At 63.8% G+C, this 25,148-nt stretch carries 25 protein-coding genes; 13 read left to right on the plus strand and 12 right to left on the minus strand.

Annotated elements, in window-relative coordinates:
* Positions 1-19: 19 nt before the first annotated feature.
* Complete coding sequence (locus tag GGD61_RS32150; protein ID WP_092252671.1) at positions 20-928, plus strand: LysR family transcriptional regulator; 909 nt, start codon at positions 20-22, stop codon at positions 926-928.
* Between the two features lie 110 nt (positions 929-1,038).
* Here the strand turns inward: GGD61_RS32150 and GGD61_RS32155 are convergent, their stop codons facing one another.
* The gene (locus GGD61_RS32155; RefSeq protein ID WP_092252669.1) at positions 1,039-1,656 is read right to left on the minus strand and encodes a TetR/AcrR family transcriptional regulator; all 618 of its coding nucleotides are present in this window, start codon (positions 1,654-1,656) and stop codon (positions 1,039-1,041) included.
* A 64-nt stretch (positions 1,657-1,720) separates the two neighbouring features.
* Complete coding sequence (locus GGD61_RS32160) at positions 1,721-2,254, minus strand: PaaI family thioesterase (protein WP_018319877.1); 534 nt, start codon at positions 2,252-2,254, stop codon at positions 1,721-1,723.
* A 153-nt stretch (positions 2,255-2,407) separates the two neighbouring features.
* On the opposite strand from GGD61_RS32160, the gene GGD61_RS32165 reads away from it, so the two are divergent.
* The 3 genes from GGD61_RS32165 to GGD61_RS32175 all read left to right on the plus strand — a co-directional run bounded on the left by GGD61_RS32165 (position 2,408) and on the right by GGD61_RS32175 (position 5,924).
* On the plus strand, positions 2,408-3,178 hold the full coding sequence (locus GGD61_RS32165; RefSeq protein ID WP_092252667.1) for an enoyl-CoA hydratase: 771 nt from the start codon (positions 2,408-2,410) through the stop codon (positions 3,176-3,178).
* Between the two features lie 139 nt (positions 3,179-3,317).
* Positions 3,318-4,514, plus strand: coding sequence for an acetyl-CoA C-acyltransferase (locus GGD61_RS32170; protein ID WP_092252665.1), 1,197 nt, complete (start codon positions 3,318-3,320; stop codon positions 4,512-4,514).
* Positions 4,515-4,628: 114 nt separating this feature from the next.
* Positions 4,629-5,924 carry an MFS transporter gene (locus GGD61_RS32175; RefSeq protein WP_092252663.1) on the plus strand — a complete coding sequence of 432 codons (1,296 nt, stop codon included), beginning with the start codon at positions 4,629-4,631 and terminating at the stop codon, positions 5,922-5,924.
* Here GGD61_RS32175 and GGD61_RS32180 read toward each other — a convergent pair.
* The 3 genes from GGD61_RS32180 to GGD61_RS32190 form a co-directional block, all read right to left on the minus strand.
* Entirely contained in the window at positions 5,921-7,267 is a 1,347-nt protein-coding gene (locus GGD61_RS32180; RefSeq protein ID WP_409362479.1) for a carbohydrate porin, read from the minus strand. The two genes, GGD61_RS32175 and GGD61_RS32180, sit on opposite strands and share 4 nt — an antisense overlap.
* A 54-nt stretch (positions 7,268-7,321) precedes the next feature.
* Entirely contained in the window at positions 7,322-8,338 is a 1,017-nt protein-coding gene (locus GGD61_RS32185; protein WP_092252659.1) for a transporter, read from the minus strand.
* 109 nt (positions 8,339-8,447) lie between these two features.
* Entirely contained in the window at positions 8,448-9,227 is a 780-nt protein-coding gene (locus GGD61_RS32190) for an acetoacetate decarboxylase (RefSeq protein WP_092252657.1), read from the minus strand.
* Between the two features lie 198 nt (positions 9,228-9,425).
* On the opposite strand from GGD61_RS32190, the gene GGD61_RS32195 reads away from it, so the two are divergent.
* The 3 genes from GGD61_RS32195 to GGD61_RS32205 all read left to right on the plus strand — a co-directional run bounded on the left by GGD61_RS32195 (position 9,426) and on the right by GGD61_RS32205 (position 12,516).
* The gene (locus GGD61_RS32195; protein ID WP_183231870.1) at positions 9,426-10,601 is read left to right on the plus strand and encodes a patatin-like phospholipase family protein; all 1,176 of its coding nucleotides are present in this window, start codon (positions 9,426-9,428) and stop codon (positions 10,599-10,601) included.
* A gap of 1,058 nt (positions 10,602-11,659) precedes the next feature.
* On the plus strand, positions 11,660-12,085 hold the full coding sequence (locus GGD61_RS32200) for a DUF4440 domain-containing protein (protein WP_244550601.1): 426 nt from the start codon (positions 11,660-11,662) through the stop codon (positions 12,083-12,085).
* Positions 12,086-12,240: 155 nt separating this feature from the next.
* On the plus strand, positions 12,241-12,516 hold the full coding sequence (locus GGD61_RS32205; RefSeq protein ID WP_018319867.1) for a DUF3303 domain-containing protein: 276 nt from the start codon (positions 12,241-12,243) through the stop codon (positions 12,514-12,516).
* Positions 12,517-12,837: 321 nt separating this feature from the next.
* Here the strand turns inward: GGD61_RS32205 and GGD61_RS32210 are convergent, their stop codons facing one another.
* Complete coding sequence (locus GGD61_RS32210) at positions 12,838-13,605, minus strand: IclR family transcriptional regulator (protein WP_092252650.1); 768 nt, start codon at positions 13,603-13,605, stop codon at positions 12,838-12,840.
* A gap of 234 nt (positions 13,606-13,839) precedes the next feature.
* On the opposite strand from GGD61_RS32210, the gene GGD61_RS32215 reads away from it, so the two are divergent.
* The 5 genes from GGD61_RS32215 (at position 13,840) to GGD61_RS32235 (ending at position 18,275) form a co-directional block, all read left to right on the plus strand.
* Positions 13,840-15,000, plus strand: coding sequence for an aminotransferase class V-fold PLP-dependent enzyme (locus GGD61_RS32215; RefSeq protein WP_177236927.1), 1,161 nt, complete (start codon positions 13,840-13,842; stop codon positions 14,998-15,000).
* Between the two features lie 29 nt (positions 15,001-15,029).
* On the plus strand, positions 15,030-15,938 hold the full coding sequence (locus GGD61_RS32220) for an amino acid ABC transporter substrate-binding protein (RefSeq protein WP_092252646.1): 909 nt from the start codon (positions 15,030-15,032) through the stop codon (positions 15,936-15,938).
* A gap of 62 nt (positions 15,939-16,000) precedes the next feature.
* Positions 16,001-16,795, plus strand: coding sequence for an amino acid ABC transporter permease (locus GGD61_RS32225; RefSeq protein ID WP_183231871.1), 795 nt, complete (start codon positions 16,001-16,003; stop codon positions 16,793-16,795).
* Complete coding sequence (locus GGD61_RS32230; RefSeq protein ID WP_018319862.1) at positions 16,792-17,484, plus strand: amino acid ABC transporter permease; 693 nt, start codon at positions 16,792-16,794, stop codon at positions 17,482-17,484. Before GGD61_RS32225 ends, GGD61_RS32230 begins: the two co-directional genes overlap by 4 nt.
* Before the next feature lie 23 nt (positions 17,485-17,507).
* A complete protein-coding gene (locus GGD61_RS32235; protein ID WP_092252642.1) occupies positions 17,508-18,275 on the plus strand; it encodes an amino acid ABC transporter ATP-binding protein in 768 nt (255 codons plus the stop codon).
* A 52-nt stretch (positions 18,276-18,327) separates the two neighbouring features.
* Here GGD61_RS32235 and GGD61_RS32240 read toward each other — a convergent pair whose 3' ends face one another.
* From GGD61_RS32240 to GGD61_RS32265, 6 genes are all read right to left on the minus strand, one after another.
* Positions 18,328-18,822: a hypothetical protein gene (locus GGD61_RS32240; RefSeq protein WP_092252640.1), complete on the minus strand. Its 495-nt coding sequence runs from the start codon at positions 18,820-18,822 to the stop codon at positions 18,328-18,330.
* Positions 18,823-19,179: 357 nt separating this feature from the next.
* Positions 19,180-19,926 (minus strand): CoA-transferase, encoded by a 747-nt coding sequence (locus GGD61_RS32245; RefSeq protein WP_092252638.1) that lies wholly within the window; start codon positions 19,924-19,926, stop codon positions 19,180-19,182.
* Positions 19,923-20,729: a CoA transferase subunit A gene (locus GGD61_RS32250; protein WP_177236926.1), complete on the minus strand. Its 807-nt coding sequence runs from the start codon at positions 20,727-20,729 to the stop codon at positions 19,923-19,925. The genes GGD61_RS32245 and GGD61_RS32250 overlap by 4 nt, the downstream gene beginning before the upstream one ends.
* Before the next feature lie 56 nt (positions 20,730-20,785).
* Positions 20,786-22,000 carry a 3-sulfinopropanoyl-CoA desulfinase gene (acdA, locus tag GGD61_RS32255; protein WP_092252636.1) on the minus strand — a complete coding sequence of 405 codons (1,215 nt, stop codon included), beginning with the start codon at positions 21,998-22,000 and terminating at the stop codon, positions 20,786-20,788.
* A gap of 56 nt (positions 22,001-22,056) precedes the next feature.
* Positions 22,057-22,632: a peroxidase-related enzyme gene (locus tag GGD61_RS32260; RefSeq protein WP_092252634.1), complete on the minus strand. Its 576-nt coding sequence runs from the start codon at positions 22,630-22,632 to the stop codon at positions 22,057-22,059.
* A 4-nt stretch (positions 22,633-22,636) separates the two neighbouring features.
* Positions 22,637-23,233, minus strand: coding sequence for a TetR/AcrR family transcriptional regulator (locus GGD61_RS32265; RefSeq protein ID WP_210189089.1), 597 nt, complete (start codon positions 23,231-23,233; stop codon positions 22,637-22,639).
* A gap of 281 nt (positions 23,234-23,514) precedes the next feature.
* Here GGD61_RS32265 and GGD61_RS32270 point away from each other — a divergent pair, with 281 nt between their 5' ends.
* Positions 23,515-24,990, plus strand: coding sequence for an FAD-binding oxidoreductase (locus GGD61_RS32270; protein ID WP_092252629.1), 1,476 nt, complete (start codon positions 23,515-23,517; stop codon positions 24,988-24,990).
* Positions 24,991-25,148 lie beyond the last annotated feature (158 nt).

A 25,148-nucleotide genomic window follows, 5' to 3' on the forward strand; every position in this document is an offset into this window, starting at 1 on the left:
GCACCATAGATGTGCGAAAATGCTGGATCAAGGCGCTATCGATTGGGACGACTTTCGCTTCGTGCTGGCCATCGTGCGGGGCGGCTCGGTGTCGGCTGCGGCAAAACAGCTCGGAGTGGACCATGCCACGGTGATCCGCCGCGTCGACCGGCTGGAAAAGCACCTGTCGGCCAAGCTGTTCGACCGGCGCAAGACCGGCTACCTCCTCACCGAGGCCGGCCAGCGCGTCGCCGACAGCGCGGAAGCCATGGAATCGACCATCGTCGCCAACCAGGAGCAGGTCGGCGGCTCGGTGGCGCGTCTGACGGGGACGGTGCGGATCGGCGCGCCCGACGGGTTCGGCACGGCCTTCCTGGCACCGCGGCTGGCCCCCTTCGCCGACCGGTATCCCGATCTCGATCTGCAACTTGTGGCCACCGCGCGGCTGTTCAGTCTCTCCAAGCGCGAGGCCGACATCGCCATCAGCCTGACCATGCCGAAGGAAGGCCGCATCGTCGGCCGCAAGCTGCTCGACTACCGCCTCGGCCTCTACGCCGCACCTGGCTATCTCGACCGCTTCCCCGCGATCACCTCTCGGCAGGATCTGCCGCAGCACCGCTTCGTCGGCTACATCGAAGAGCTCTTGTTCACGCCGGAACTCGATTATCTGCCGCAGGTGTCGCCACGGATCTCCGCGCGCTTCCGCAGCGCCAATCTGATTGCGCAGCTCAACGCCACGCTCTCGGGCTTCGGCATCGCAGTGCTGCCGCACTTCATGGCGAGCGATTATCCGCAACTCGTGCCGGTGCTGCCCGAGGAGATCTCGATCACGCGGACGTTCTGGATGCTGATGCACGCCGACAGCAAGGATCTGGCGCGGATCAGAGCGGTGGCGGACTACATCGGCGAGATCGTCGAGCGCGAACGGGCGCTGTTTGCGGGGCGGTAGCGACGGTCCCGTAGGGTGGGCAAAGGCGCAAAGCGCCGTGCCCACCATCTCTCTTCGATAGCGACGAAGTCGTGGGCACGCTTCGCTTTGCCCACCCTACGGCACCTCGCCTAGGTCTTCACCTTCTTCATCGCCGCCGCCTTCGGCTCGCGCTTCGTGCCCTCCAGCGCACTGTCCCGGCCCACCTTCAACACCTCGTCGGACAGCTCGCTCGACCCGGCAATGCGGGCCAGCAGCATGGTGCCGGCCATCGTCGCCAGCGTCGCGACCGCCTGCTTGCGTGCGGCCTTGCGCGGCATGTTCGGAATGTTGTCCGCCAGCTGCTCGATCATCTCGTCGAGCTTGCCGGCAAATGCCTTTCGCGCCTTCGGGCTCTCGCGGGCGATCTCGGCACCGAGAGCGGGAATCGAGCAGCCATGGCCGGGATTGTCGCGATGCAGCGCCGACAGGTAGGCCTCCGCGATTATCGCCAGCCGCTTGTCCGGCGAAACCTCGTCGGTGATCTTGCGCCAGTGCTCCATCGAGCGGTCCATCGCATAACCGAACGCCTCGATCACCAGCGCCTCGCGGGAATCGAAATGCGCGTAGAAGCCGCCATGGGTCAGGCCTGCCTCCTTCATGAGGTCGGCGACGCCGATGCCATGGGCGCCCTTTTCGCGCAGCCGCACGGAGGCCTTCCTCACGATGCGGTCGTGGGTTTCCTGCTTGTGTTCCCGGGAGTAGCGCATGCGGTTCTCATTGAATGTCGATGGTCATCTCATAACACGCAAATGACGAAAAGGGTGCATTAATTCATGTTAAGTTGCTTCCGATCATGGAAAACGTTGCAGTTGCGTGCACCGCAAGGGCGCCCTTGCCGTCCCGGACGAAGCCTTCGGTGTAGCTGGTCTGCCGCCCCAGCTTGATCACCCTGCCTTCGGCCGAGATCAGGCCCGAGCGAACCGAGAGCGGACGCAGGAAGGTCATTTTCAGGTCGAGCGTCACGGAACTCTGCCCGGCTTCCAACCGGGTCGAGATCGCGCATCCCATCGCGGTATCGAGCAGCGCAGCTGCGGTCGCGCCGTGAATCAGTCCGATGGTGTTTTCGAGATCCTCGCGCGGCTCCAGTTCCATGACGATCCGACCCGGCTCGACCACCCCCACATTGAAGCCGATCAGTTTTGCAAAAGGCGGCGGCGGCAGCCGGCCGTCGCGAATGCCCAGCATGGCGTCCATGCCCGACAGGCCCATCGCGACTTTCGCGACCGGCGCCGGCACCTGCCAGTCCACCACGCGCTCGCGCCGCTGCGCGGGCGAAAACAGTTCGAGTTGGTCGGCTTCAGTCATGGGATCCCTTTTGTATGATATATGTCATACTATGCGACGGACTTCGCACTTGCAACTCGCCCCCACCCCGCTTGACAACAAGGACGTTTCGGCCCGGAAGTGGCACCGACCCGCGCGCCTCGCGCCGGTCCACGAAACCTTCGAGATGCCACGATGGAAATGCTCAACCACCACTGCGGCGTGACGCGCGATACGCGCGGGGTCGTTCATGTCGCGATCTGCAACGCCGGCCCGCTCAATATTCTCGGCTCGCCGGTGACCGACGCCGTGCGCGAAGGCCTGCATCGGCTTGCATCCGACCGCAGCATCCGCGTCGTGGTGCTGCGCGGCCAGAGCGAGAAGAGCATGATCGGCGGCGCCGACATCAAGGAGATGGCCAAGCTCGAGCAGAAATCGGCGGAGGCCTTCATCAGCCGCCTGCGCGATCTCTGCGAAGCGGTGCGCCAATTCCCGGCACCGGTGATCGCCCGCATGCCCGGCTGGTGCCTCGGCGGCGGCCTCGAAGTGGCGGCCGCCTGCGATTTCCGGATTGCCGCGCATGATGCGCATTTCGGCATGCCGGAGGTGCGCGTCGGCATCCCCTCGGTGATCCACGCAGCGCTCTTGCCGCGCCTGATCGGCTGGGCCCGAGCGCGCTGGCTGGTGATGACGGCGGAGAACATCGACGCAGCCACCGCGCTCGCCTGGGGGCTGGTCGACAAGGTGGCACTTGAGGGCGGACTGGATGCCGAGATCGAGCATCTCGTGAACGCACTGCTCGCATGCGGCCCCGAGGCACTGCGGTCGCAGAAGGCGCTGCTTCGGCAATGGGAGGAGCTGCCGCTAACGGAGTCGGTGAATCTGAGTGTCAAGGTGTTCGGCGAGTCGTTCCTCACGGACGAGCCGACGCGGCTGATGCAGGCGTTCGTGAACAGGAAGCGGTAGGAGCGCGCCACCCCTCCTCAACCGCACGACCAAATCTCATCCGAGCCCAGACAATTTCTCATCCCCGTCGCGGTTGCATTTTTTGCGGCGCATCATATGATGATCATAATCCTACACATCATCGCCAGGGAGTCCCATCATGGCCGAAGCCGCCGATCCCGTCGTCATCGTCTCCGCCGCCCGCACCCCGCTCGGCCGCTTCATGGGCGAGCTCTCGCCTCTTCCCGCGCACAAGCTCGGGTCACACGTGATCGGCGCGGCGCTGGAGCGCGCAAGACTCGCGCCCGAGAAAGTCGACGAGGTCTTCATGGGCTGCGTGCTGCCGGCCGGCCAGGGCCAGGCGCCCGCGCGGCAGGCGGCGCGCGCGGCCGGGCTGCCCGACGCCACCGGCGCGACCACGGTCAACAAGGTCTGCGGTTCCGGCATGAAGGCAACCATGCTGGCGCACGACATCATTCGCGCCGGCTCGGCCGACATCGTCGTCTCCGGCGGCATGGAGAGCATGAGCAACGCGCCCTATCTCCTCGCCAAGGCGCGCGGCGGCTACCGCGTCGGCCACGACCGCATCATCGACCACATGATGATGGATGGCCTTGAGGACGCCTACGAGACCGGCCGTTCCATGGGCGATTTCGGCGAGGCCACCGCGGAGACGTACCAGTTCACCCGCAAGGACCAGGACGCCTATGCGATGGAGACGCTGAGCCGCGCCCGCAAGGCGGTCGAGGGCGGCGCGTTCAAGGCTGAGATTGCGCCGATCACGCTCGCGGAAAGGGCCGGTCCCCGCATCGTCGCCAATGATGAGCATCCGCTGAAGGTCGATCCGGCCAAGATCCCAGGCCTGAAGCCGGCGTTCCGCGCCAACGGCACCATCACGCCGGCCGCCTCCTCCGCCAATGCTGACGGCGCCGCGGCGCTGGTGCTGGCGAAGCGCTCGCTCGCCGATCGGGGCGGCTTGCCCGTTCTCGCGGAGATCAAGGGCCACGCCACCCACAGCCAGGAGCCGCAATGGTTCACCACGGCGCCGATCCCGGCGATCCGCAAGCTGCTCGACAAGGTCGGTTGGGCTGCCTCCGACGTCGATCTGTTCGAGATCAACGAGGCCTTTGCCGTGGTGGCGATGGCGGCACAGCGCGATCTCGGCATTCCCCGAGATAAGCTGAACATCAATGGCGGCGCCTGCGCGCTCGGGCATCCCATCGGCGCCACCGGCGCGCGGCTGATCGTGACGCTGCTGCATGCGCTCGAGGCGAACAACCTCAAGCGCGGTATCGCCGCGCTCTGCATCGGCGGCGGCGAAGCCACGGCGATCGCGGTGGAGCGGCTGGCGCGCTGACGCGCGGGTGTCCGAAATAGAGGGAAGTCTGTCATTTCAGACTTCCCTTCCCCATGCCAGACTGGAACCATGACGCGAGTCCGACCCGGGCTCGCCAAACCACATTGAGGCCCAATGATCTCGAACTGGCTCGCGGCAGCATTGTCCCGCCGCAACATTCATTACGGCTGGGTGATGGTCGGCGTGACCTTCCTCGCCGCGCTGATCAGCGCCGGCACGGTCGGCGCGCCCGGGGTGTTCATCGTTCCGCTTCAAAAGGAGTTCGGCTGGAGCACGGCGCAGATCTCCTCCGCACTGTCGATCCGTTTCATCCTATTCGGACTGATGGCGCCATTCGCGGCCGCCCTGCTCAACCGCTACGGCCTGCGCAACGTCACGCTGGCGGCACAGCTAATCGTTGTCTCGGCGCTCGTGCTCTCGCTCGGCATGACCGAGGTCTGGCAGCTCGTCGCGCTGTGGGGCGTGGTGATCGGCATCGGCACCGGCATGACCGCGCTGGTGCTCGGCGCAACCATTGCCACGCGCTGGTTCGCGGCACGGCGCGGCCTCGTCGTCGGCATCATGACCGCGAGCGTCGCCACCGGCCAGCTCGTGTTCCTGCCGCTGCTCGCAAGCCTCACCGAACGCTATGGCTGGCGGCTCGCGCTCGGCTTCGTCTGCATCATGCTCGCCGTCTCCGCGCTGGCCGTCCTGCTCGCGATGCGCGACCGGCCGAGCGATGTCGGTCTGCGTCCGTTCGGCGATGAGGGCACCGAGCCCCTGCCCGCCCCGCCTGTGAGCCACGGCTCGATCACGGGCGTGGCGCTCGGCACGCTGCGCGACGCCTCGAAGTCGACTGCATTCTGGATCCTGTTTGCGACCTTCTTCGTGTGCGGCGCTTCCACCAACGGCCTCGTCCAGGTGCACCTGATCCCGATGTGCCTCGATTTCGGCATCCCGCAAGTGCAGGCCGCGAGCCTGCTTGCGGCCATGGGCATCTTCGACTTCTTCGGCACCATCATGTCGGGCTGGCTGTCGGACCGCTATGACAATCGCTATCTCCTGTTCTGGTATTACGGCCTGCGCGGGCTCTCGCTGATCTTCCTTCCCTTCAGCGACTTCTCGTTCTACGGCCTGTCAATCTTCGCGATGTTCTACGGTCTCGACTGGATCGCAACCGTACCGCCGACGGTGCGCCTCACCGCGCAAAAGTTCGGGCCCGAGCGCGCCAATCTGGTGTTCGGCTGGATCTTTGCGGGCCACCAGCTCGGCGCCGGGACCGCCGCCTTCGGCGCTGGTCTCTCGCGGACGGTCTATGAGAGCTACCTGCCCGCGTTCTTCATCGCCGGCGCGCTCTGCGTGTTCGCCTCGCTGATCGTGCTGGCGCTGTCGCGGCAGCCGAAACTACAGCCGGCGGCGGCCTCGGCCTAGTACCGGATCGTGTAGGTGACGCCGAACACCGCGGCGTCACCGATCCGCGAAACACCGCTGGGATCGTTCGGGTTCTGAATTCCGCCCGAGGGGCGGAACACATATTGGAAGTATGGCGCGATCAACCAGCCCGGCTTGACGTGCGCCTCGTAGATCATCTCGATCAGTGTCTCGTTGCTGCGCACCGGGCTGCGGATGCCGGTGAAGGCCTGCGTATCGACGTCGAGATTGCGCGCAGTGTTCGAGATCCGCATGTAGGCCATCGCCACGCCGAACCGGTCGAGCGGACGGCCCGGCGTGAAGCCGACGAAGCCGATGCCGCCGTCCATATAGAGATCGATCAGATTGCGGTCCGGCGGGCTGTAGGCGATGCGGCCGAACGCGGTGATGCCGGGGAGCGAGGCCGACGTGCTGGTCTCGGTGACCTCAGGCGGGCGATAGAGCACCTGCTCGATCACGGCGAAGATGCCGTAATTGCCTTTGAGCCTTGCAGGAATACCGCTGCCGCCGGGATCGGCGATCGACATCCCCTCCGCCGTCAAGCGCTGGCTGTCGAACGAGCCGTAATGCTTCCACGCACCCGGGGTGAAATTGCCGGCGAGCGGGCGGCCGCCGATATCGATGGCGTAGTTGAAGCGGACCTGCCCGATCACCCACGGCGGATCGTTGATGCGGAATGCCAGGCCATGATGATCGCGCAGCTGCGGATCGACATCGCCGGGCCCTGACGGATCGCCGTTGAACACCGCACCATAAGCGGTGATCTTGTCGGTCAGCGCGGCCTTGATGCGAATGCCGGGCACCGCGATCGGCGGCGCCGGGCCGCCGGCCGGAAGGTTGCTGGCCTTGATCGCCGGCCAGCCGAAGGTGCCGTTGACGAAGAGGTCGTCGGTCTGGCTGTCGAAGAACTCGACATCGGCGGCCTGCTGGCCGGCCCGGATGTTCAGGCGGTCATTGAAAAAGCTCTGCTCGAAATAGGCATTGTAGAGCCGCTGGTCCGGCAGCGCCTCGATCTCGCTGATGGTGGCGAGGTTCATCACGTAGTTGCGGGAAAGGCCCTGGCCGTAGATGATGAAGGCATTGGCGTAAAAGCGGCCACCGGTCCAGCCGACCAGCTTGTCGAGGTCGGCATCGACCGACAGATCGAGCCGGCCGAAATGGATGGCGCCGCGCTTCACGCCGCCGGCGGCATTGGCGATATTGTCTGCGATATAGGTGGCGCCAAAATTCAGGCCCTTGCCGGCAAGGCCGTCATGCCACGCGTTGAACCATTTGGGAAACAGCCATGCGGCCGCGCTCTCGTCCTTGGCGCCGGCGCGCGCGCTCGTCGCCGTGCAGGCCATCGCAATCGCGGCCGCTACGGATATTTGGGTCGCCCAACTCACCATCGACACACGCTACTTGAAGATACCGGTGCGCCTCATGAAGAGATAGGCCGCAGCAACCGAGGAGGCCATCAGCACCGCTGCCCAGAGGAATCCGCTCTCGACCTCGGTCAACGGCAGGCCCTTGGTGTTCATGCCGAAGATGCCGGTGATCAGCGTCGGCGGCAGCAACAGCGAGGTCACGATCGAGAGGGTGTGGAGATGGCGATTGCTCTCCTCCTCGTTCTTGAACCGCAGCTCCTCCTCGAGCAGGCGGCTGCGTTCGCGCAGCTCGACGATGTCGTGATCGAGGCCATCGAGCCGCTGCGCGAGCTTGCCGGCCTGGATCCGCAACGCCGGCGACAAATGATCGGTGTTCTTCTGATCGAGACGGTGAAACAGCGTGCGCAATCCCGTGAGCTGCCGATGCAGCCGCACGCAGGTGCGGCGGAGCCGGCCGAGGTTGCGGCGCATCTCGGGCCTGGCGTCATCGGCGAGGATGCGCTCCTCGATATCGTCGATCTCCTGGCCGAGCTTGTCGGCCATCCGGTCCAGCGTGTCGGCGACCTCGTCGACGATCTTTTCGAGCAGATGAGCGACGTTGTCGACGCGGTAGCCGCCTTCGAGCACCCGCCGCGTGGCGTCCGCCGAGCACAGTGCCTGGTGGCGGCCGGAGACCAGCAGCCGCTCGGTCATGGCAAAGCGGAGGAACGCGGTCTCCTCCGTCGCGCTGTCGATCTCGCGTACGAGGTCGGAGAATACGCCGTAGACACAGTGGTCGATGACGTGAAGCTGCTGGAAGGTGTCGCTCGACAGCAGCAGCTCGCGCGCCAGCGGCGGCAGCTGCGACGCTCCGATCCAAGGCCGTGCCCGCGCGTCAGTCAGGTTGAAATGCAGCCAGAGCCGGCCGTCATGGCTGAACTCGATCGGCTGGTCGATCGGCAGCGCCTCGGCACTGCCGTCGCTGTGCAGGCGAAAGGCCCAGACCAGGCCGGGAATGGCGGGATCAGTGCTCGATAAGGCGCTGACAAGCTTTGCCGGCTCAGCCATGGCCAACCCCAACCGCCAACAACTGCCCCATTCCGGACGATGGCTGACGGCATCTTCCGGACCCAGGCGGTACTCAATTACGCCAGTGTTACAGTTTGATGATGCCGCCCTATTCCGCCGCCAGCCCGGTCGCGGCCGCCTCGGCTTGCCTGATGTAGTCGTGCACGACGCGGCCGAACGGCAGCGTCAGATCGGCGATGTAGTGATGCGCGCCGAGGCAGCGGCGCACCGGGAAATCCGCGACCGGCGCGTTGACATGCGGCACCAGATGCAGCCGTCCCGGCCCCATCCAGGAGCCCTTCGGCACGATGTCGACGAGGTTGATCGCGACCAGCTGGCAGACCTCGAGACGGCCGTCGACGCCCGGGATCATCTTCAGATTGATCTGCGTCTTCGACAGCGTGGCGCGGGTGAGATCGCCGTTGCCGGCCATGCTCTCGTGCTTGTAGCCCATGGTGCCCATGGCGACGAGCTGGCCGGCATATTCCAGCGTGCCCGTCAGCGTGTCCTTGACGATCTCGAGCTTGGGATGTGCGTACTTCTTGGGAAAGCCCCAGATCTCGCGGCCGGCGGCGATCGGCGGATCGTCGTCGAGATACATCTGCGAGACGAAATTGACCTCCTCGCCATTGAGGCGCGCGGGGATGACGAGGCCGGATTCGGTGTAGCTGCCGAAGCCGGAGGAGTCAGGCATCCTGATCCATTCGTAATGCACGATCGGCTGGTCGATCGGCTGCAGCGGCTCGGGCAGGCCGGCGCGGATCAGCTCCGGATCGGTCTCGTAGGTGATGACGAGGAATTCGCGGTTGACGAACCGATACGGCCCGGCCGGATAGCTCGGCCCCGCCGCCGGCATGGACGGAAGTCTCAGCACGTCTTCGCTACGCATCGCAGGTCTCCTGTGATCCTGATCGGCGGCAATTGCTAGCGATCCTCATTGACTGCGATGTGAAGCTTTTCCGTCAGCCGCACGACCCCTGCCGTTGCAGCGTGGTCGGTCTGCGTTGCCGGCGCTGCATCGGTGCCGCCTTGTCATCACGCCGTCACCACGGGACGCAATCGTCTGGCGCAAGCAGGAGGCATCGCCATGGACGCCCGCACGTCGCAACCGACATATCAGACACATCAGGCGCCCTCGCGGGGCTGGCGGCCCGAGCGCTGCGATCGCGCCGCGCTGGTGCTGCAGGGCGGCGGCGCGCTCGGCGCCTACCAGGCCGGCGTCTATCAGGCGCTGCACGAGGCCGGCATCGAGCCCGACTGGGTCTGCGGCGTCTCGATCGGCGCGATCAACTCCGCCATCATCGCCGGCAACAAGCCGGAGAAGCGGCTCGAGGCGCTGCGCATCTTCTGGGAGCGCATCACCAACCGCAAGATCTGGCACTACACCCCTGACGGCGACGTCTTCCGCCAGTGGCGCAACCTCACCAGCGCCTGGATGACCTCGGCGATGGGCCAGCCCGGCTTCTTTACCCCGCACCAGGTCAATCCCTGGTTCAGCCCGGTCGGCGCGCGCACCGCGACCAGCTATTACGACACGATGCCGCTGAAGGAGAGCCTGCTCGAGCTGGTCGACTTCGATCTCATCAACGAGAAAAGGGTCCGCTTCGCGGTCGGTGCAGTCAACGTGCTCTCGGGCAATTTCATCTATTTCGACAATTCCCATGACGAGATCGAGCCGGAGCACATCATGGCCTCCGGCGCCCTGCCCCCGGCGCTGCCGATGGTGCGGATCGGCACCGATCATTTCTGGGACGGCGGCATCGTCTCCAACACACCGCTGCAGCATCTGCTCGACCAGGAGGATGCGCTCAACTCGCTGGTGTTCCAGGTCGACCTGTTCAGCGCGCGCGGCGTGCTGCCGCGCTCGATCCAGGACGTGATGGCCCGCCACAAGGACATCATGTATTCCTCGCGCACGCGCCACAACACGGACGTCTATCGCCGCACCCACAATCTCAAGGTCCTGCTCCACAAGGCGCTGGCGAAGCTGCCGGACGAGCAGCTGTCCGACGAGGAGCGCAAGCTGAAGGCGAGCCTGTGCCACATGCCGGAGATCGCGATCCTGCATCTGATCTACCAGCAGAAGGCCTATGAGGGCGACGCCAAGGACCACGAATTCTCGGGCACCTCGATGCGCGAGCACTGGACCAGCGGCTATGAGGACACCAAGCGCACCCTGAAGCGCCGCGACTGGATCAAGATGCCGGAGGAAGGCATGGGCCTCGTGGTGCACGACGTGCACCGGGAGACGGAGAGCGCGTAGGAGCCCTCGTGTCCCGGACGCGCTGCAATGCGTAGCATTGCTGCGCAGAGCCGGGACCCAGACACTGCGCGATCCGTCGCAACATAGGCCCCGGCTCTGCAGCCGCATCGTCGTTCTGGACGATGCTTTGCATCGCCAGGGGGACGCCGCGCTACGTCCGGGGCACGAGACTGCCCATAAAACATGATCCATTCAGAAGACACACTGTCGCAATCTCGCGGCTCATTTCGCCTGAGCTTTGCTCTCTTCGTTGCCCTTCTTGTTCAGAAAGGGCGCAGGGAAGGCCGGGCGCCGGCTGGCACCCGCGGTCCCGTGTGCGAACAAGACGCGCACGGGGTGGACTACAGGTGTAGCCGTGCGACCGGCCTTCCCTGCGCGAATGGCTTTACGGCTTATGTCGCGCTCTCCCCGGGGAGCGATGCACTATTGCCCCCGTCGCCTTGCGGATGACTGATGTACGAACCCGGTTGGGCCGCAACATCACCGCAACACTTGACGCACAGACCCCGGGCGTCAGGACCACACGATTTTGCCGTCCGCGCACATCCCCGTTCCTGTCCCCGATGGCTTGCGTGCGCTCACCATCGAGGCCGAACCGAGGACGCCGTCAGCGCCGTGTCGTATCGCGCGTGCTGCTGCTCACGGGATTCCCGCCCTGCAGCCAGCCCAGCGCGCCGACGCCGTCGCGGCCACCGCCTCCCGGCCCGCGTCTCGTGACGATCGCGAAACGCCCCTTGCGACGGGCGGGATGGGCCATTGATACGACATATCCGAAATTCGGTAAATAGGAATGTTTTTGCGTCGAGGGATTGACAGGGGTGTTTTGCCCGACGGGCGGCGAGCGCGCGCCTGGTCAAGCGTTCGAGCCGCGACATGGAGTACTCGTCAGGTCAATTGCCCGTCAATTTCCACTGCGCAGCTTCGTCAACGGTGCTGACGGTAATTCTCCGGAATTGCTGTTGCGTCTTCCCCGGTCTGGGATGGACCATTCAATGCATCCACTTCGAGACAGACGACTGCCCCTGTATCTGTATCGTACATTGAGTCTGGAGATGATCATGCGCAACATTGCATCGGCGATTGCAATCGTGATCTCGTTGAGCGCGCCGGCTTTGGCTCAGAAGGCCGAGATCGAAGCAAACAACGCGAAATGGATAGAGATGTTCAACAAGGGAGATTTTTCCGGGATTGCGTCCCTCTACAGTGCCGATGCGACCGCGCTCCCGCCCGGCTCCGCGATGGTGCAGGGCCGACCAGCCATCGAGGTCATGTGGAAAAGCATGGCTGAACAAGTGAGCGATCCGAAGCTCACAACGGTGGATGTCAAGTCACTCGGTTCTTCCGCGGCCCGTGAGATCGGCACGTTCGTCCTGAAGACCAAGGGATCGACACCGCAGGACGTGACCGGAAAGTATGTCGTCGTCTGGGAGAAGGTCGGAAACGACTGGAAGCTCGCCACCGACATCTGGAACGACGGCAAGTAGCCGTCTTACCTCCAAGCCAGCGCTTGCGCAGAAGCAGGAGTGATCAAACCGACGCGCGTGTTCATTCGCCGTTGTCATTCGATACGCAGGCGCTATCGTGCGCATGCGGCGCAGCCGCGACATTCATCCGATAATTCTAGTCATGGGAGAATCGCATGAAATTCATAACCACCTGGAGCGTACCTCAAGGCACCTTCAATGCAGCCGTCGCCCGCTTTCTCGAGACCGGTGGCGCACCACCCGAGGGCGTCAAGATGCTGGGTCGCTGGCATGGCATGAATGGACAGGGATTTGCGATCTCTGAATCGAGTGATCCAAAAGCCATGTATCGTTGGCTCGCGCAATGGTCTGACCTGCTCCCGTTGACCGTCACGCCCTGCCTCGAGGACGGGGACGCGGGCGAGGTGATGGCGTCGCTCCCCAAGCGTTGATCATCAATACTCACGTCGCTGCCGCCGCTGAAACCGGCGGTGGTGACGTGTTCAACCGTGGTGAAGTCGCCGCTAAAGCGCATGCGATTAGGATGATTCGTCATCGCGCTTTGAGTTGTTGTTTGAGCATGATCTTTTCGGAAGACCGCTGCGCACTTTTCCGACTCATGCTTTAGCGCTCAGACAGGGGCCGAATCTCCCATCGCTCGAGCGGTCGATTGGCGCGCGGCCGTTCGTGCTGGCCCAGCCAGATCATGAGGAGAACCGGCGCGCCAGCGAGACCGCTGATGCCATCATTGGGCACTTGCGCCATCTTCGTCCTCAATCCTGCAGAATGGTCTCCGACAACAGGGCGGCTGCCTTTTGAAGCGGCGCGATGAACCGGTCCAGTTCGACGAAGCTCACGCGCGCCACCGGCACCGAGACGCCCAGGCAAGCGATCAATTCTCGATCGGGTGACAGAATGGGGACGGCGCACCCCACAACGCCCTTGACGTATTCTTCGTTTGTCTTGGCCCAGCCCTTCTGCCGCGTGTCCTCGAGGGTCTTCATCAGTCCGTGGACATCGACGATCGTCGTGTCCGTGTATCTGGTCAGAGGGAGTGCGCGGCACAAATTCGCCCTCGTCCGCTCAGGCAGTCTGCTCATGTAGATCTTTCCGGTCGACGTGCAGTGTAGCGGCGCCGCTTCTCCCGGATTGAACTGAAGGCCTTGCGGCTCCGAAACGCGAACGCTGTCGACATAGGCAACGACATTGTCGCGGACGACGCCAATCTCGCACTGTTCGCCGATCTCTCCCGCAACCGCCCGAAGCACCGCGTGCCGTCGCGCGGTGCGGAAGGCCGCTCCGATGACGGTCGCGGACAGTGTGACGAGCTGGTTTCCGACAACGTAACGCTTGGTCCCCAACGCCTTCTGAAGCAGTCCGCGGTCCTCGAGATTTCCGATCAACCTGTGCGCCGTCGGCAGCGGCAGCGAGAGAGCCTTTGCGATCTCGGCCGCCGAGACGGCTTTGCGCTGGTCGGCGACGTGCCGAACGATCGCGAAAGCACGATCCAATGGCCCGTCCTTCTGAATGCGCTTCGTCATTGCCCCCGGCCAAATTAGCTAGCGAAATCAAGATTTCGCATGATATTATCATTTTTCGGAATGAAAGATATTGAAAATCGAAAAATAAGTTTGTCGAAACTCCTAAAGCTCATATTCTCGGCGCGGCCGGTGACTGACCAGAAATTGTGCAACGCAGTCTCGCCGTTCCCAGAATCTCGCTCCGCCGCTTGGCCGAGAGCCAAGTCGCTGGCGGGGCGCCAACAGGAGATGTGCATGTCTCGTCACTACGACGTGGACGCCGTGAGGAAGGAATTCCCCGCTGTCGAGCGGATGGTCTATTTGGACTCCGGGTTTCAAACCCCGCTTGCACGCCCGGTGAAGGCCGCGATCGAGCTCTTCCTTCGCGAGGGCTTCGAGACGGCCGGACCGAAGAGCGTCTGGCTCGACCGGGTGGAGCAGACCCGCGCCAAGGTCGCTCGCTTCCTCGGCGTGACGGCGGATGAAATCGCCTTCACGAAAAACACGTCGGAAAGCATGAATGTCGCGGCAAACGCACTGCCGCTCCGGGCCGGTGACAATGTCCTGATGATCCACGGCGATCATCCGAACAACGCCTACGCATTCCTCCACCTGCAACGGAAGGGCGTCGAGGTCCGCTTCATCCCGATGACTGACGTCGTCGATGCCGACAGCTTTGCGCCCTTCATCGACGAGAACACGCGTGCGATCTCGATGTCGCACGTGACCTTCCACGCCGGTCACCGCTTTGACATCGAGAGCGTCGGCGCGATGTGCAGCAGGAAGAAGCTCTACTTCGTGGTGGACGTGATGCAGGCAATCGGCGTGGTGCCGGTCAACGCGAGGGCGATTGGCGCAACCTTCATCGGCTCCGGCAGCCACAAGGGATTGCTGGTTCCGCAAGGACTCGGGCTTCTCTATTGGGACAAGACGCTCAAAGAGCTGGAGCCGGCCTATCTGGCGGCCGCGAGCCTCGCCGAGGTCCCTGATGATCTCATCGCGCGTGCCGACAGAATGGCGCCCTCGCCCGCCGCCAGGCGCTTTGAGCTCGGCAACTTCAATCTGCCCGCGGTCCATGCGCTGAGTGCTTCGCTCGACATGATCGAGCAGATCGGGATCCAGAACATCCAGAACCACTGCTTCGACCTCGGCGATCACCTGATCACGCGCCTGGACGAGCTGGGCGTCGGCCTCGTTGGCCCGCGCGAGCGCAAGCATCGCGCTCCGCACATCTACGTCATCGCCCTGCCGGCATCGGACTGGCTTGGCCATTTCGAGGAGAACGGTGTGCGCGTGTCGCCCGAACGGGATGGCATTCGCGTCTCACTCGGCATGTTCAACACCGCCACCGACATCGATCGCCTGATCGACGTCATCCGCCGGCGAGGGCTCGGACGCCCTTCCGCCGCAGCTTGACCTCGAGAACCGATGGGAAGGGAAAAACCATGAAGACGCTTGTTCAGATGCTCGGACGCCTCTCAGGACTCCTGGCCGTCCTCCTGGCCGTCAGCCCAAGTCCCTCCGCGGCAGCCGACAGCCCGACGCTCGATAAGATCAAATCCAGCGGCGCAATCACGATCGGCCACCGCGAGGCTTCCATACCGTTCTCGTACCTCGGGCCCGATCAGAAGCCCATCGGCTTCTCGCTCGATCTCTGCGCGGCGATCGTCGATCGCATCAAGGAGGAGCTGAAGTTGCCCAACCTCAAAGTCAACTACACGCCAGTGAACTCCTCGAACCGGATTCCGCTGATCCAGAGCGGGACCGTCGACATCGAGTGCGGCGGCACCGCGAACGACAAGAAGCGGCAGGAACAAGTCTCGTTTTCGGTCGCGACGTTCGTCAGCCAACCGCGATGGCTCGTCAAGGCCACCAGCGGCGTGAAGACCGCCGGCGACCTGAAAGGCAAGACGATTGTCGTCACCCAAGGCTCCAACGCAGTCGGTTTCGCGCAGAGCGTCAACGCTAGGGAGCAACTCGGCCTCAACATCGTCCAGGCCAAGGACCATGCGGAATCCTTCCTGATGTTGAACACCGGCCGTGCGGCCGCCTTCATGGAGGACGATATCCTCCTCGCCGGGCTCAAGGCCGCCGCGCCAAATCCGGACGCGCTCCTGTTCCTTCCCGAGGGCTACGCAAAGATCTACTATGGATTGATGTTCACGAAGGGTGATGCCGGCTTCAAGGGCCTCGTCGACGACGTCCTCTCCAAGCAAATGGCATCCGGCCAGTTCGAGAAGACCTACGCGAAATGGTTCACCAAGCCGATTCCGCCCAAGGGTGAGAACCTCGCATTCCCCCTCACGGACGAGTTGATGGCGCGGATCGCGCATCCCAGCGATGCTGTCGACTGATTGACGGAGCTGACCGTCCCGCACGGAAATCCTCGTTCGCACCTGCAACCTGAGGGCTCGCGATGTTCGGAGTGCTTTTTGAACAGACGGCGGACGGCCAGCGCTATATCGACTGGCTTCTGTCGGGTCTCGGTTGGACGTTGGCCCTGGCCTTCTTCGGTTGGTGGATCGCCTTCGGCATCGGTGTGGTCGTCGGCGTAGGCCGCACGGTGCAGAATCGCTTCTTCTCCGTCCCGGCCCGGCTCTATGTCGAGATATTCCGGAACATCCCTGTCCTGGTGCAGATGTTCCTCTGGTACTTCGTCTTCCCGGAGGTCGTGCCCAGCGCGCTGGGCGATGCCATCAAGCAGATCCCGCCACCCTGGGCGTCGTTTTTCCCGGCGCTCCTCTGCCTGGGACTCTACACGGCGTCCCGAATAGCCGAGCAGGTCCGGGCGGGCATCGAAGCGCTCCCAAGGGGACAGATCGAAGCGGCCAACGCTCTCGGCCTCAATGGCTATCTCACTTATCGATACGTCATCGTGCCGCAGGCCTTGCGCCTCATCGTGCCGAGCCTCACCAGCGAGGTGATGGGCATCTACAAGAACACCTCCGTCGCCTTCACGATCGGCTTGATGGAGCTGACCGCCCAGGCGCGCCAGATCAGCGAGGCCACGTTCCAGACATTTACGGCATTTGGCGCAGCGACGATCATCTACCTTTGTCTGGCGCTGGTCGCCTATCAGGCCATGACCCTCATCGACAAAGCCGTCCGCATTCCGGGCAGCGCTCCCGTCAAGCCCGGGACTGACGAGGATCTGGCCACTGAGATGCGGCAAGGCGGCGCCGTGCCCAACGCCATGGAGGTCGTGAAATGAACACCCTCGATTTCTCGATCGTAACGCAATCGTGGCCCTATCTCTGGTCGGGCCTGCTCTTCTCGCTTGCGCTCACGGCCGCCGCATTCGTCATCGGCATGGTTCTCGGAACCTGCCTGGCGCTCGTTCAGCATTTCGAGATTCCGGTGTTCGCCCAGATCATCCGCGGCTACGTTGCGGTCATCCGATCGATTCCGCTGATCCTCGTCCTGTTCTGGTTCTTCTTCCTGGTGCCGATCGTGCTTGGGCATCTCAGCGGCAACGGCCGCCCGATTCCGATCGGCGCCACCTATACGGCCTTCATCACCTTCGGCCTGTTCGAGGCCGCCTACTACTCCGAGATCATCCGTGTCGGGCTGCGAGCGGTGAACAAGGGCCAGTTCGAGGCCTGCCAAGCGCTCGCGCTGTCCACCTACGACACCTACCGCCACATCGTCCTCCCGCAGGTCCTGCGCGTGGCCAGTCCGATCATCCTCAGCCAGACGATCATCCTCTTTCAGGACACCTCGCTCGTTTACGTCCTTTCCCTGACGGATCTTCTGGGTGCCGCTTCCAAGCTTGCACAGCTCAACGGCCGCCTCGTCGAAATGTACCTCGTCGTCGCAGTGGCCTATCTCGCCATCAGCTCGGCAGCTTCCCAGTGTGTCGCTGTCCTTCGCAAACGATACGCGCTCGCCACATCGCGATAACGCCTCTAGTCCGGGAGACGAACATGCATCGAGAGACCTCCAGCAATGCCGCACAGTCCGGTGCGATCGTCGTCGTCGAGAGCTTGGTGAAGCGGTTCGGCGCATTCACCGCGCTGAACGACGTCAATCTCAGCGTCGGCAAAGGCGAGAAGATCGTGCTGTGCGGACCTTCGGGCTCCGGCAAGTCGACGCTGATCCGCTGCATCAACCATATCGAGAAGCACGACGGAGGCCGGATCATCGTGGACGGCACCGAACTGAGCAACCGCCTCGCCGACATCAACAGCGTGCGCTGCGAAACCGGGATGGTGTTTCAGAGTTTCAACCTGTTTCCGCACCTCACGGTCGCCGAGAACTGCATGCTGGCCCCGATGAAGGTTCGCGGCATTTCGCAGGCAGATGCCCGCGATCGCGCACTGGGCTTGCTGCGGAAGGTTCGCATTCAGGATCAGGCGGACAAATATCCTGCACAATTGTCAGGCGGTCAGCAGCAACGCGTTGCCATCGCCCGAGCGCTGTGCATGCAGCCCAAGATCATGCTGTTCGACGAACCGACATCCGCGCTCGATCCCGAGATGGTCAAGGAAGTGCTGGACACCATGGTCGAGTTGGCGCGGGACGGAATGACGATGGTCTGCGTGACACACGAGATGGGCTTCGCCCGCGAGGTTGCCGACCGTGTGGTCTTCATGGATCGCGGAAGCATCGTCGAGGAGGCAGATCCGGAAACATTCTTTCGGGCTCCCCGCACGGAGCGAGCGAAGGGCTTTCTGAACCAGATCATCCACTAAAGGCGCGATGAGATCAGGATGAATCGTCATCGCGCTTTGATTTGGTGTTTGGCTACTTCACATCCTTGTTCAATTCGATCGCGACTTCCGCCATCCAAGAGCCCGGTGCCTCCATCAGGAAGGACTGATGGTTGCTCCTGGTCTGGATCGTCACCAGCGCGGCCACCGTATTTCCCTCTATTCGCGCCTCGATGAGGCCGTCCTTGTTGGTGCCGTAGACCTTGCCGCCCTGCCGGTACTCGCTCTCGAACCAGTTGCCGGAAAGCTCCGTCCCGCTCTGCTCGATGTTCGCGGACAGGACCATCTTGTACGCATCGCTCGCGCAGCGCAGGTCGAGTGTCAACGACCGCCCCGGCCTGGTCACGTTGTACGCCACCTTGCAGCGAACCTTCTCTCGCGGACCGTCCGACGGCTTCATCGTGCCGATGCCCGACCAGGCACCGGCCAGGCTGTCGAACACCGGCTCTGCGCACAATGGGCTGACGCCGCCAAGCACGAGGCAGGCCGCGCCGATGCCCATGCGCGCCGCCGAAAACTTCAATCGCATTCCATCAATCCCGATCTGAAAAGTCCGAGCGCGTTCTACGCCCGAACAGTCGCGGGAAGTTGTCGAAGATGTATAGAAACGTTGCAGAGATTGTCCGAACGTTGCCGCAATCGGCATTTTGGTACTTGGCGACCTGAGCGCGCGCCTCGCCCTTCGAGACGACCGCTTTCAGCGGTCTCCTCAGGATGAGGCTAAGCGGCATCGGAGCTCGTTAAGAGTGCTGCCGCACACTCCGTCCTCATCCTGAGGGCCCGCCAACGGCGGGCGTCTCGAAGGATGGCCACAGAGAAGTCGCCAAATGCGCTTGCCCTGCCTGCAAGCGGGAGAGAGTCGCGGCAGATCGGAGCGAAACCCGCCTCACCCCGGACCGGGCATGTTGCCCGCGAACTGGGGATAGCACTCCCGCAGCTCCTCGCGAATTCGGCCCCGGATCAAGGACAACGTCGCCTCGTCCGGCAAGGGCGTCGTGACCTCGCATTGCTCGTTGTCATACGAGAAGCCGGTTGTGCCTCGAATGTCGCGCCAACCATATCCCGGATGGGTGCTCTCGAGGCGAAAACGTCCCGCCTCCCGGTCAAAGGAAAACAGCGCCGCATTGGTCAGCAGCGCATGAGGACCGCCTCGCCGATAGACCGTCTCGTCGGTAACTCCAGGCGCAGAGACGAAGTCCACGCGCTCCACCAGGGATCGCAAGCTGTGCTCCTCACGGAACAGAATGACCCGCGGCACCAGGAAATACAGATAGGCGGAGCCGAATGAGCCGGGCCATCTGACCGGATTGTTCGGATAGTCGCCGGTGCCAACAAGGTTGACGTTGCCCCGGCCGTCGATCTGGCCGCCGCCGAGAAAGAAGGCGTCGAGACGTCCCTGCGCGGCGCAATCGAACAGCTCCTCGGCACCGCCGGTGAAGGAATTGTGCTTGACCGACCCCAGGATCGAGACCTGCACGTGCTCCAATCCGTCACGCTGGTTGAGCGCACGCAAAAGCATCGCTCCCGCCGCCGGCATCGGCGAGGATTGACCGACCGCAACATGCCGCACGCCCTTCAGCAGCCGCGAGATCGTGTAGATCATCAACTCACGGCTGGTGCACGCCTCGCTCATGCCGCGCTCCCCAGGCCCCGAACGTAGGCCTGGAAGCCTTCCGGCGAGCGCGCCGCGCGCGCGTATTTCTCGATTTCCTGCCCGTCCCTGGGATATTCGGCGTAGAGCCCGGTCGGCCACCCACCCTTCTCGAGCTGCGCCACCGCGCTCACGTAGATTGCGGGCAGCACGCCCGCTGCCATTTTCTCGTCGTCGAGCAGCGACACTTCGGAGATGCGCTCGACGGTCACAAAAGCCTTCTTCGACGCATGGGCCAGCAGCATCGTTTCGCGCCGGCGCCCGAGCCTGACGTTGCCGAACCGGTCCGCTTCAGGTGCATGAAACAAGGCGATGTCGGGCTGGATCGCCGAGACCACGACGATCTTCTCAGCGTCATCGAACGGATTGGACGTCACCTTCCAGTCGTCGCGCTTCTCCAGGACGTCGCTGCCGATGATGCCGCGGATCGGCATGAACGGCACCCCCTTCTCCGCGGCCGTTAACCCTGCGAACACCGCCGGACAAGTGGCATCACGGAGGCGGATGGATCCGTCGCGCACAGCCCGGCTGAAACAAGGCGCGCCGCCCGCTTCGCCGAGACTGACGGCGCTCGTCTCCAGCGTCGCCACGGCGCCGGCGCCGATCAGCATATCGACCTGCATGCCGCCAATCGGCGCGCAGACCACATGAAGATCGCGAATGCCGCGATCGATCAGCATCCGGACCAGTCCGGGGGCCGCGGCGTAGTCGTCCGGCGCCAGGCCGAGCTTGCACCCGGAGGGTATCATCTCCGCCATCTCTCGCGGCGTTACGAAGTCTGTCATGTCTTCACCTCTCCCTCGGGTCCCCATCAACACGCCGTGTCGCGTACGATAGCGCCCTAGTCCTTTGCCGCAAGGTCCCTTGACACGACGTAGCCATCGCGCGTCTGCGGCAGCTTCCAGCCCAGGACCTTGCTGGCAACCAAGGTGCGCAGCACCTGGGCCGTGCCGCCGCCGATCGTGAACATGCGGACATCGCGCGCCATCCGTTCGAGCGGAAAGTCGCGCGAATAGCCGCGGGCGCCGAACACCTGCAGCGCGTCGTTGACGATCTTGATGGCGGCTTCCGAGGCGAAGATCTTCGCCTGAGCGGCAAGCATGGGATCGGGGAATGCGCTGCCGCCCGGCCCCCGTGAAGCCGCCGCCGCGTGCAGCATCAGGCGCGATGCGGTCAGCTGCGTCTGCATATCGGCGAGCATCCAGTGCAGACCTTGAAACTCGCCGATCGGCCGGCCGAACTGCTCGCGCGTCTTGGCCCATGCGATGGCGTGCTCCAGTGCGCCGGCCGCAATCCCCATGGCGACCGTGCCGGCGCCGACACGCTGGCTGTTGTAGGCATTGATGAGGTCGGCGAAGCCGCGCCTGAAGCCCGACGGCGGCAGCAGCACCATGTCCGGCGTGATCTCGAGGTCCTCGAACACGAGCTCGCCCTCGGGCATGCCGCACAGCCCCATCGTCGTCTCGCGCTTGCTGACGCGGAGCCCTTCCGCCTCGCCGCGCACCGCCAGGAAGCCGCCGACGCCCAGCTCCTCTCCGCTCTCGTCGAACACGCGCGCAAAGATCAAATGGAGACGAGACACCCCGGCGCCGGTGATCCAATGCTTCCTGCCGTTGAGCACATAGCGGTTGCCGCGCTTGTCGGCTCGCGTCGTCATTCCGCTCGCGTCGCTCCCCGCATCCGGCTCCGTGATGCAGATGGCCGGCTTGTCGCCATCCAGGACGAGATCGGCCGCGCGCTTTTTCTGCGCGTCGGTCCCGTAGGCCATCACGGTCGAGATGGCGCCCATGTTGGCCTCGACCACGATGCGCGCAGACACGGTGCAGGACCGGGCGATCTCCTCGATGACCAGCACCGTGTCGAGGAAGCTCCGACCCTGGCCGCCATATTCGACCGGAATGGTCATTCCCATGAAGCGCTCGACCTTCAGCGCCTCGACGACGTCCCATGGATATTCACGCGACCGGTCGATGTCGGCGGCACGTTTGCGGATCGTCTCGTTGGAGAGCGCAGCAGCCCTCTCCTTCAGCGCCAGCTGCTGGGTTGAGAGCTCCATGTCCGTTCTCCATGTCCGCGGACGAGCGTGCTTGCCGAACAGGTCAGTCAGCCCGATCAGCCGCGTCCCATGTTATAGAATTCCGGGTTCGGACGCATGCTGGTGACGTTGGCAAGCCGGTTGGAGAGACCGAAGAAGGCCGAGATCGCGGCAATGTCCCAGATGTCGTCTTCCGTGAACCCGTGCGATTTCAGCGTGGCGAAATCGGATTCGGAAACCTTGTAGGCCTCGGTCGAAACGCGCACGGCGAAGTCGAGCATCGCCTTCTGCCGGTCGGTGATATCCGCCTTGCGGTAATTGACCGCGACCTGATCGGCAATCAGCGGATCCTTGGCGCGGATGCGCAGGATCGCGCCATGCGCGATAACGCAATACTGGCATTGATTTAGGTTGCTGGTCGCAACCACGATCATTTCCCGCTCGGCCTTGCTGAGGTTGCCGGGCTTGTCCATCAGCGCGTCGTGATAGGCAAAGAACGCGCGAAACTCGTCCGGCCGGTGCGCCAGCACGAGAAAGACGTTCGGAATGAAGCCGGACTTCTCCTGGACCGCCACGATGCGGGCGCGGATGTCGTCTGGCATGTCGGCCAGATCAGGGACAGGGAAGCGGCTGACTGCAAGTGCCTGGGTCATGGCGTTATCCTCGGTACTCGTCGATGGAAGTTGGTACGATCACGCGTTCCTTGGCCTGGATCATCGCGATAAATCCTCGCGCGAAGACGTCGAGTGCGTCGGGGCGTCTTTCCAGCTTCGCCCGCAGCACCGCGCCCTCCCAGCCGATCCAGAAGAAATGCGCGAGGCTGTCGCAATCGGCGTCTTTCGGAATGTGGCCCGCCTGCTGCGCCGCGTGGAGGCAGCGGGCGGTCCGGGCTTCCCAATCCCTGAGAACGGCAGCGAGGCGCTTTCGAAACGGCTCCGGCAGCGCCCCCATCTCCTGCCCGAGATTGCCGACGAGACAGCCGCGTCGATAGCCGTAGCGCGCCATGCCCGACCGCGCGTCCGCGATGAAATCGCGCAGGCGGTCCAGCGGAGCCCGCGCTGCATCGTCGAACCATCGATCCAGCTTGCGGGCGAAATAGGCGGCGTAAGCATCGATCAGTTCGAGGCCGAAAGCCTCCTTGCTGCCGAAGTAGTGATAGAACGAACCCTTCGGCACGTCGGCGGAGTCCAGGATCTCCTCGACGCCGACGGCGCTGAATCCCTTTTCGGTCAGAATCGCAACGCCCGTGCGCAACAGACGCGCGCGCGGCGCATTCGGTTGCGACTGGTCCTTGGGAGGACGGCCCCGTCGGCGCGGCTCTGATACCGAGGCTGCTCTGTTCATGAAGGTTTATTAGACCGATCGTCTTGTCAAATCAACCCTCTTCCTCCCAAGGCTCAGATCTCTCGCGGAGCGCCTTCGTCACCGGCTGCAGTTCGAGACATCTTGCCGTTAGACTCCCTGCGCCAAACGTGGACAATACCCAGGCACGTCACGTGCGCAGTGCACACCAAGATGCGCCAGGGGAAACGAAAATGCCGGCTGCCTTCCCGTCGTCCGAACCCGCTATTCCAACCACTCCCTTGACTGTCGAGATGCGCGATGCGTTGCGCGCGATCGTGGGTGACAAGGGCCTCATCGAGGATGAGCACGGCAAGCAACCGTTCGTGACGGATTGGCGGGGATTGCTGGTTGGCGGTGCCGGCGCCGTCGTCCGTCCTGGCAGCACCGCGGAAGTTTCGAAAGTGGTCCGGCTTTGCCATGAGCACGGCGTCGCCATCGTGCCGCAGGGCGGCAACACCGGCCTGATGGGTGGGGCGACGCCCTGGCCTGCACACACCGGCATCGTGTTGTCGCTCGGCCGCATGAACCGCGTGCTGAACGTCGATCCCGTCGGCTACGCGATGACGGTCGAGGCCGGCTGCGTGCTGCAGACGCTTCAGGAGACGGCAAGCCGGCACGACAGGTTCCTGCCGCTCAGCCTCGGCGCCCAGGGCTCGTGCATGATCGGCGGCAATCTGTCGACCAACGCTGGCGGCGTGCAGGTGCTGCGCTACGGCAATGCCCGCAATCTCGTGCTGGGGCTCGAAGTCGTCCTGGCAAACGGCGAGGTCTGGGACGGATTGCGCGCGCTCAAGAAGGACAACACCGGTTATGACCTCAAGCACCTCTTCATGGGCGCTGAAGGCACGCTGGGCATCATCACCAAGGCCGTGCTCAAGCTGTGGCCGGCGCCGAAGGACGTCTCTACATCATGGCTCGCGATCCGCGATCCACGCGCGGCCCTGGAGATCCTGTCGGAAGCGCACGCGGCATCCGGAGACAATGTCGGCTCTTGCGAGCTGATGAGCCGCAGCGCGATCGACATGGTGCTGCGCCATATTCCCGGCACCCAGGATCCTCTCAAGGCCGACACGCCGTGGTACCTGCTGCTGGAATGGTCGTCCTCGCGGGCGCGCCAGGACGGCACTGAGGGCATGTCCGAGAAAATGGAGCAGTTTCTCGCCGATCAACTCGAGGCCGGCCGCGTGCTCGATGCGGTGATCGCTCACACGGTCAGTCAATCGCGCAACATGTGGCGCATCCGCGAAAGTGTCGCCGAGGCCTCCCGGGCCGAAGGTCCGGGGCTCAGCTTCGATGTGTCGGTGGCGATCTCAGGGATTCCGGAGTTCATCGCCAAGGGCACCACGGCGGTGCTCGACATTCTCCCGACCATCCGGCCCTATCCTTTGGGGCACATCGGCGATGGCAATCTGCATTTTTCGTTCATGGGGCCGACCGGCATGGATCAGCAGACGCTGACCCAATACAAGGGCGCCATCACTCGGGCCGTGAACGATCTCGTCACCTCGATGGGCGGCTCGATCTCGGCGGAACATGGCATCGGCATCGACAAGCTCGACGAGCTCAGCCATTACCGCTCGAAGACCGAGCTCGACATCATGCGGACCATCAAGCGCGCGCTCGATCCGCAGAACATCATGAATCCCGGCAAGGTGCTGCGGCTGTGACCGACGCTGCGCCCCGCGTCAACGATTGGTCGAGCGTGGGCAGGTCGCAACGATGTTGCGACCCGTCCGCGATCTTGTCGAGAGTGGTGTCCGCGGCCCTCAAGCCGCCGAACCGCCGCGCGGATTCACGATCGCGTACCCTCGCAATAACGTGCGTG

Source organism: Bradyrhizobium sp. SBR1B, assembly GCF_014198205.1.
Taxonomy (GTDB): Bacteria; Pseudomonadota; Alphaproteobacteria; order Rhizobiales; family Xanthobacteraceae; genus Bradyrhizobium.

Coding starts and splice junctions, on each gene's coding strand:
- GGD61_RS32250 (WP_177236926.1), bottom strand. CDS start 20,729: ATGACAGACTTCGTAACGCCGCGAGAGATGGCGGAGATGATACCCTCC.
- GGD61_RS32200 (WP_244550601.1), top strand. CDS start 11,660: ATGCGCAACATTGCATCGGCGATTGCAATCGTGATCTCGTTGAGCGCG.
- GGD61_RS32225 (WP_183231871.1), top strand. CDS start 16,001: ATGTTCGGAGTGCTTTTTGAACAGACGGCGGACGGCCAGCGCTATATC.
- GGD61_RS32150 (WP_092252671.1), top strand. CDS start 20: ATGCTGGATCAAGGCGCTATCGATTGGGACGACTTTCGCTTCGTGCTG.
- GGD61_RS32185 (WP_092252659.1), bottom strand. CDS start 8,338: ATGGCTGAGCCGGCAAAGCTTGTCAGCGCCTTATCGAGCACTGATCCC.
- GGD61_RS32245 (WP_092252638.1), bottom strand. CDS start 19,926: ATGAGCGAGGCGTGCACCAGCCGTGAGTTGATGATCTACACGATCTCG.
- GGD61_RS32180 (WP_409362479.1), bottom strand. CDS start 7,267: ATGGCCTGCACGGCGACGAGCGCGCGCGCCGGCGCCAAGGACGAGAGC.
- GGD61_RS32175 (WP_092252663.1), top strand. CDS start 4,629: ATGATCTCGAACTGGCTCGCGGCAGCATTGTCCCGCCGCAACATTCAT.
- GGD61_RS32210 (WP_092252650.1), bottom strand. CDS start 13,605: ATGACGAAGCGCATTCAGAAGGACGGGCCATTGGATCGTGCTTTCGCG.
- GGD61_RS32165 (WP_092252667.1), top strand. CDS start 2,408: ATGGAAATGCTCAACCACCACTGCGGCGTGACGCGCGATACGCGCGGG.
- GGD61_RS32270 (WP_092252629.1), top strand. CDS start 23,515: ATGCCGGCTGCCTTCCCGTCGTCCGAACCCGCTATTCCAACCACTCCC.
- GGD61_RS32230 (WP_018319862.1), top strand. CDS start 16,792: ATGAACACCCTCGATTTCTCGATCGTAACGCAATCGTGGCCCTATCTC.
- acdA (WP_092252636.1), bottom strand. CDS start 22,000: ATGGAGCTCTCAACCCAGCAGCTGGCGCTGAAGGAGAGGGCTGCTGCG.
- GGD61_RS32235 (WP_092252642.1), top strand. CDS start 17,508: ATGCATCGAGAGACCTCCAGCAATGCCGCACAGTCCGGTGCGATCGTC.
- GGD61_RS32240 (WP_092252640.1), bottom strand. CDS start 18,822: ATGCGATTGAAGTTTTCGGCGGCGCGCATGGGCATCGGCGCGGCCTGC.
- GGD61_RS32155 (WP_092252669.1), bottom strand. CDS start 1,656: ATGCGCTACTCCCGGGAACACAAGCAGGAAACCCACGACCGCATCGTG.
- GGD61_RS32160 (WP_018319877.1), bottom strand. CDS start 2,254: ATGACTGAAGCCGACCAACTCGAACTGTTTTCGCCCGCGCAGCGGCGC.
- GGD61_RS32205 (WP_018319867.1), top strand. CDS start 12,241: ATGAAATTCATAACCACCTGGAGCGTACCTCAAGGCACCTTCAATGCA.
- GGD61_RS32190 (WP_092252657.1), bottom strand. CDS start 9,227: ATGCGTAGCGAAGACGTGCTGAGACTTCCGTCCATGCCGGCGGCGGGG.
- GGD61_RS32170 (WP_092252665.1), top strand. CDS start 3,318: ATGGCCGAAGCCGCCGATCCCGTCGTCATCGTCTCCGCCGCCCGCACC.
- GGD61_RS32260 (WP_092252634.1), bottom strand. CDS start 22,632: ATGACCCAGGCACTTGCAGTCAGCCGCTTCCCTGTCCCTGATCTGGCC.
- GGD61_RS32220 (WP_092252646.1), top strand. CDS start 15,030: ATGAAGACGCTTGTTCAGATGCTCGGACGCCTCTCAGGACTCCTGGCC.
- GGD61_RS32195 (WP_183231870.1), top strand. CDS start 9,426: ATGGACGCCCGCACGTCGCAACCGACATATCAGACACATCAGGCGCCC.
- GGD61_RS32215 (WP_177236927.1), top strand. CDS start 13,840: ATGTCTCGTCACTACGACGTGGACGCCGTGAGGAAGGAATTCCCCGCT.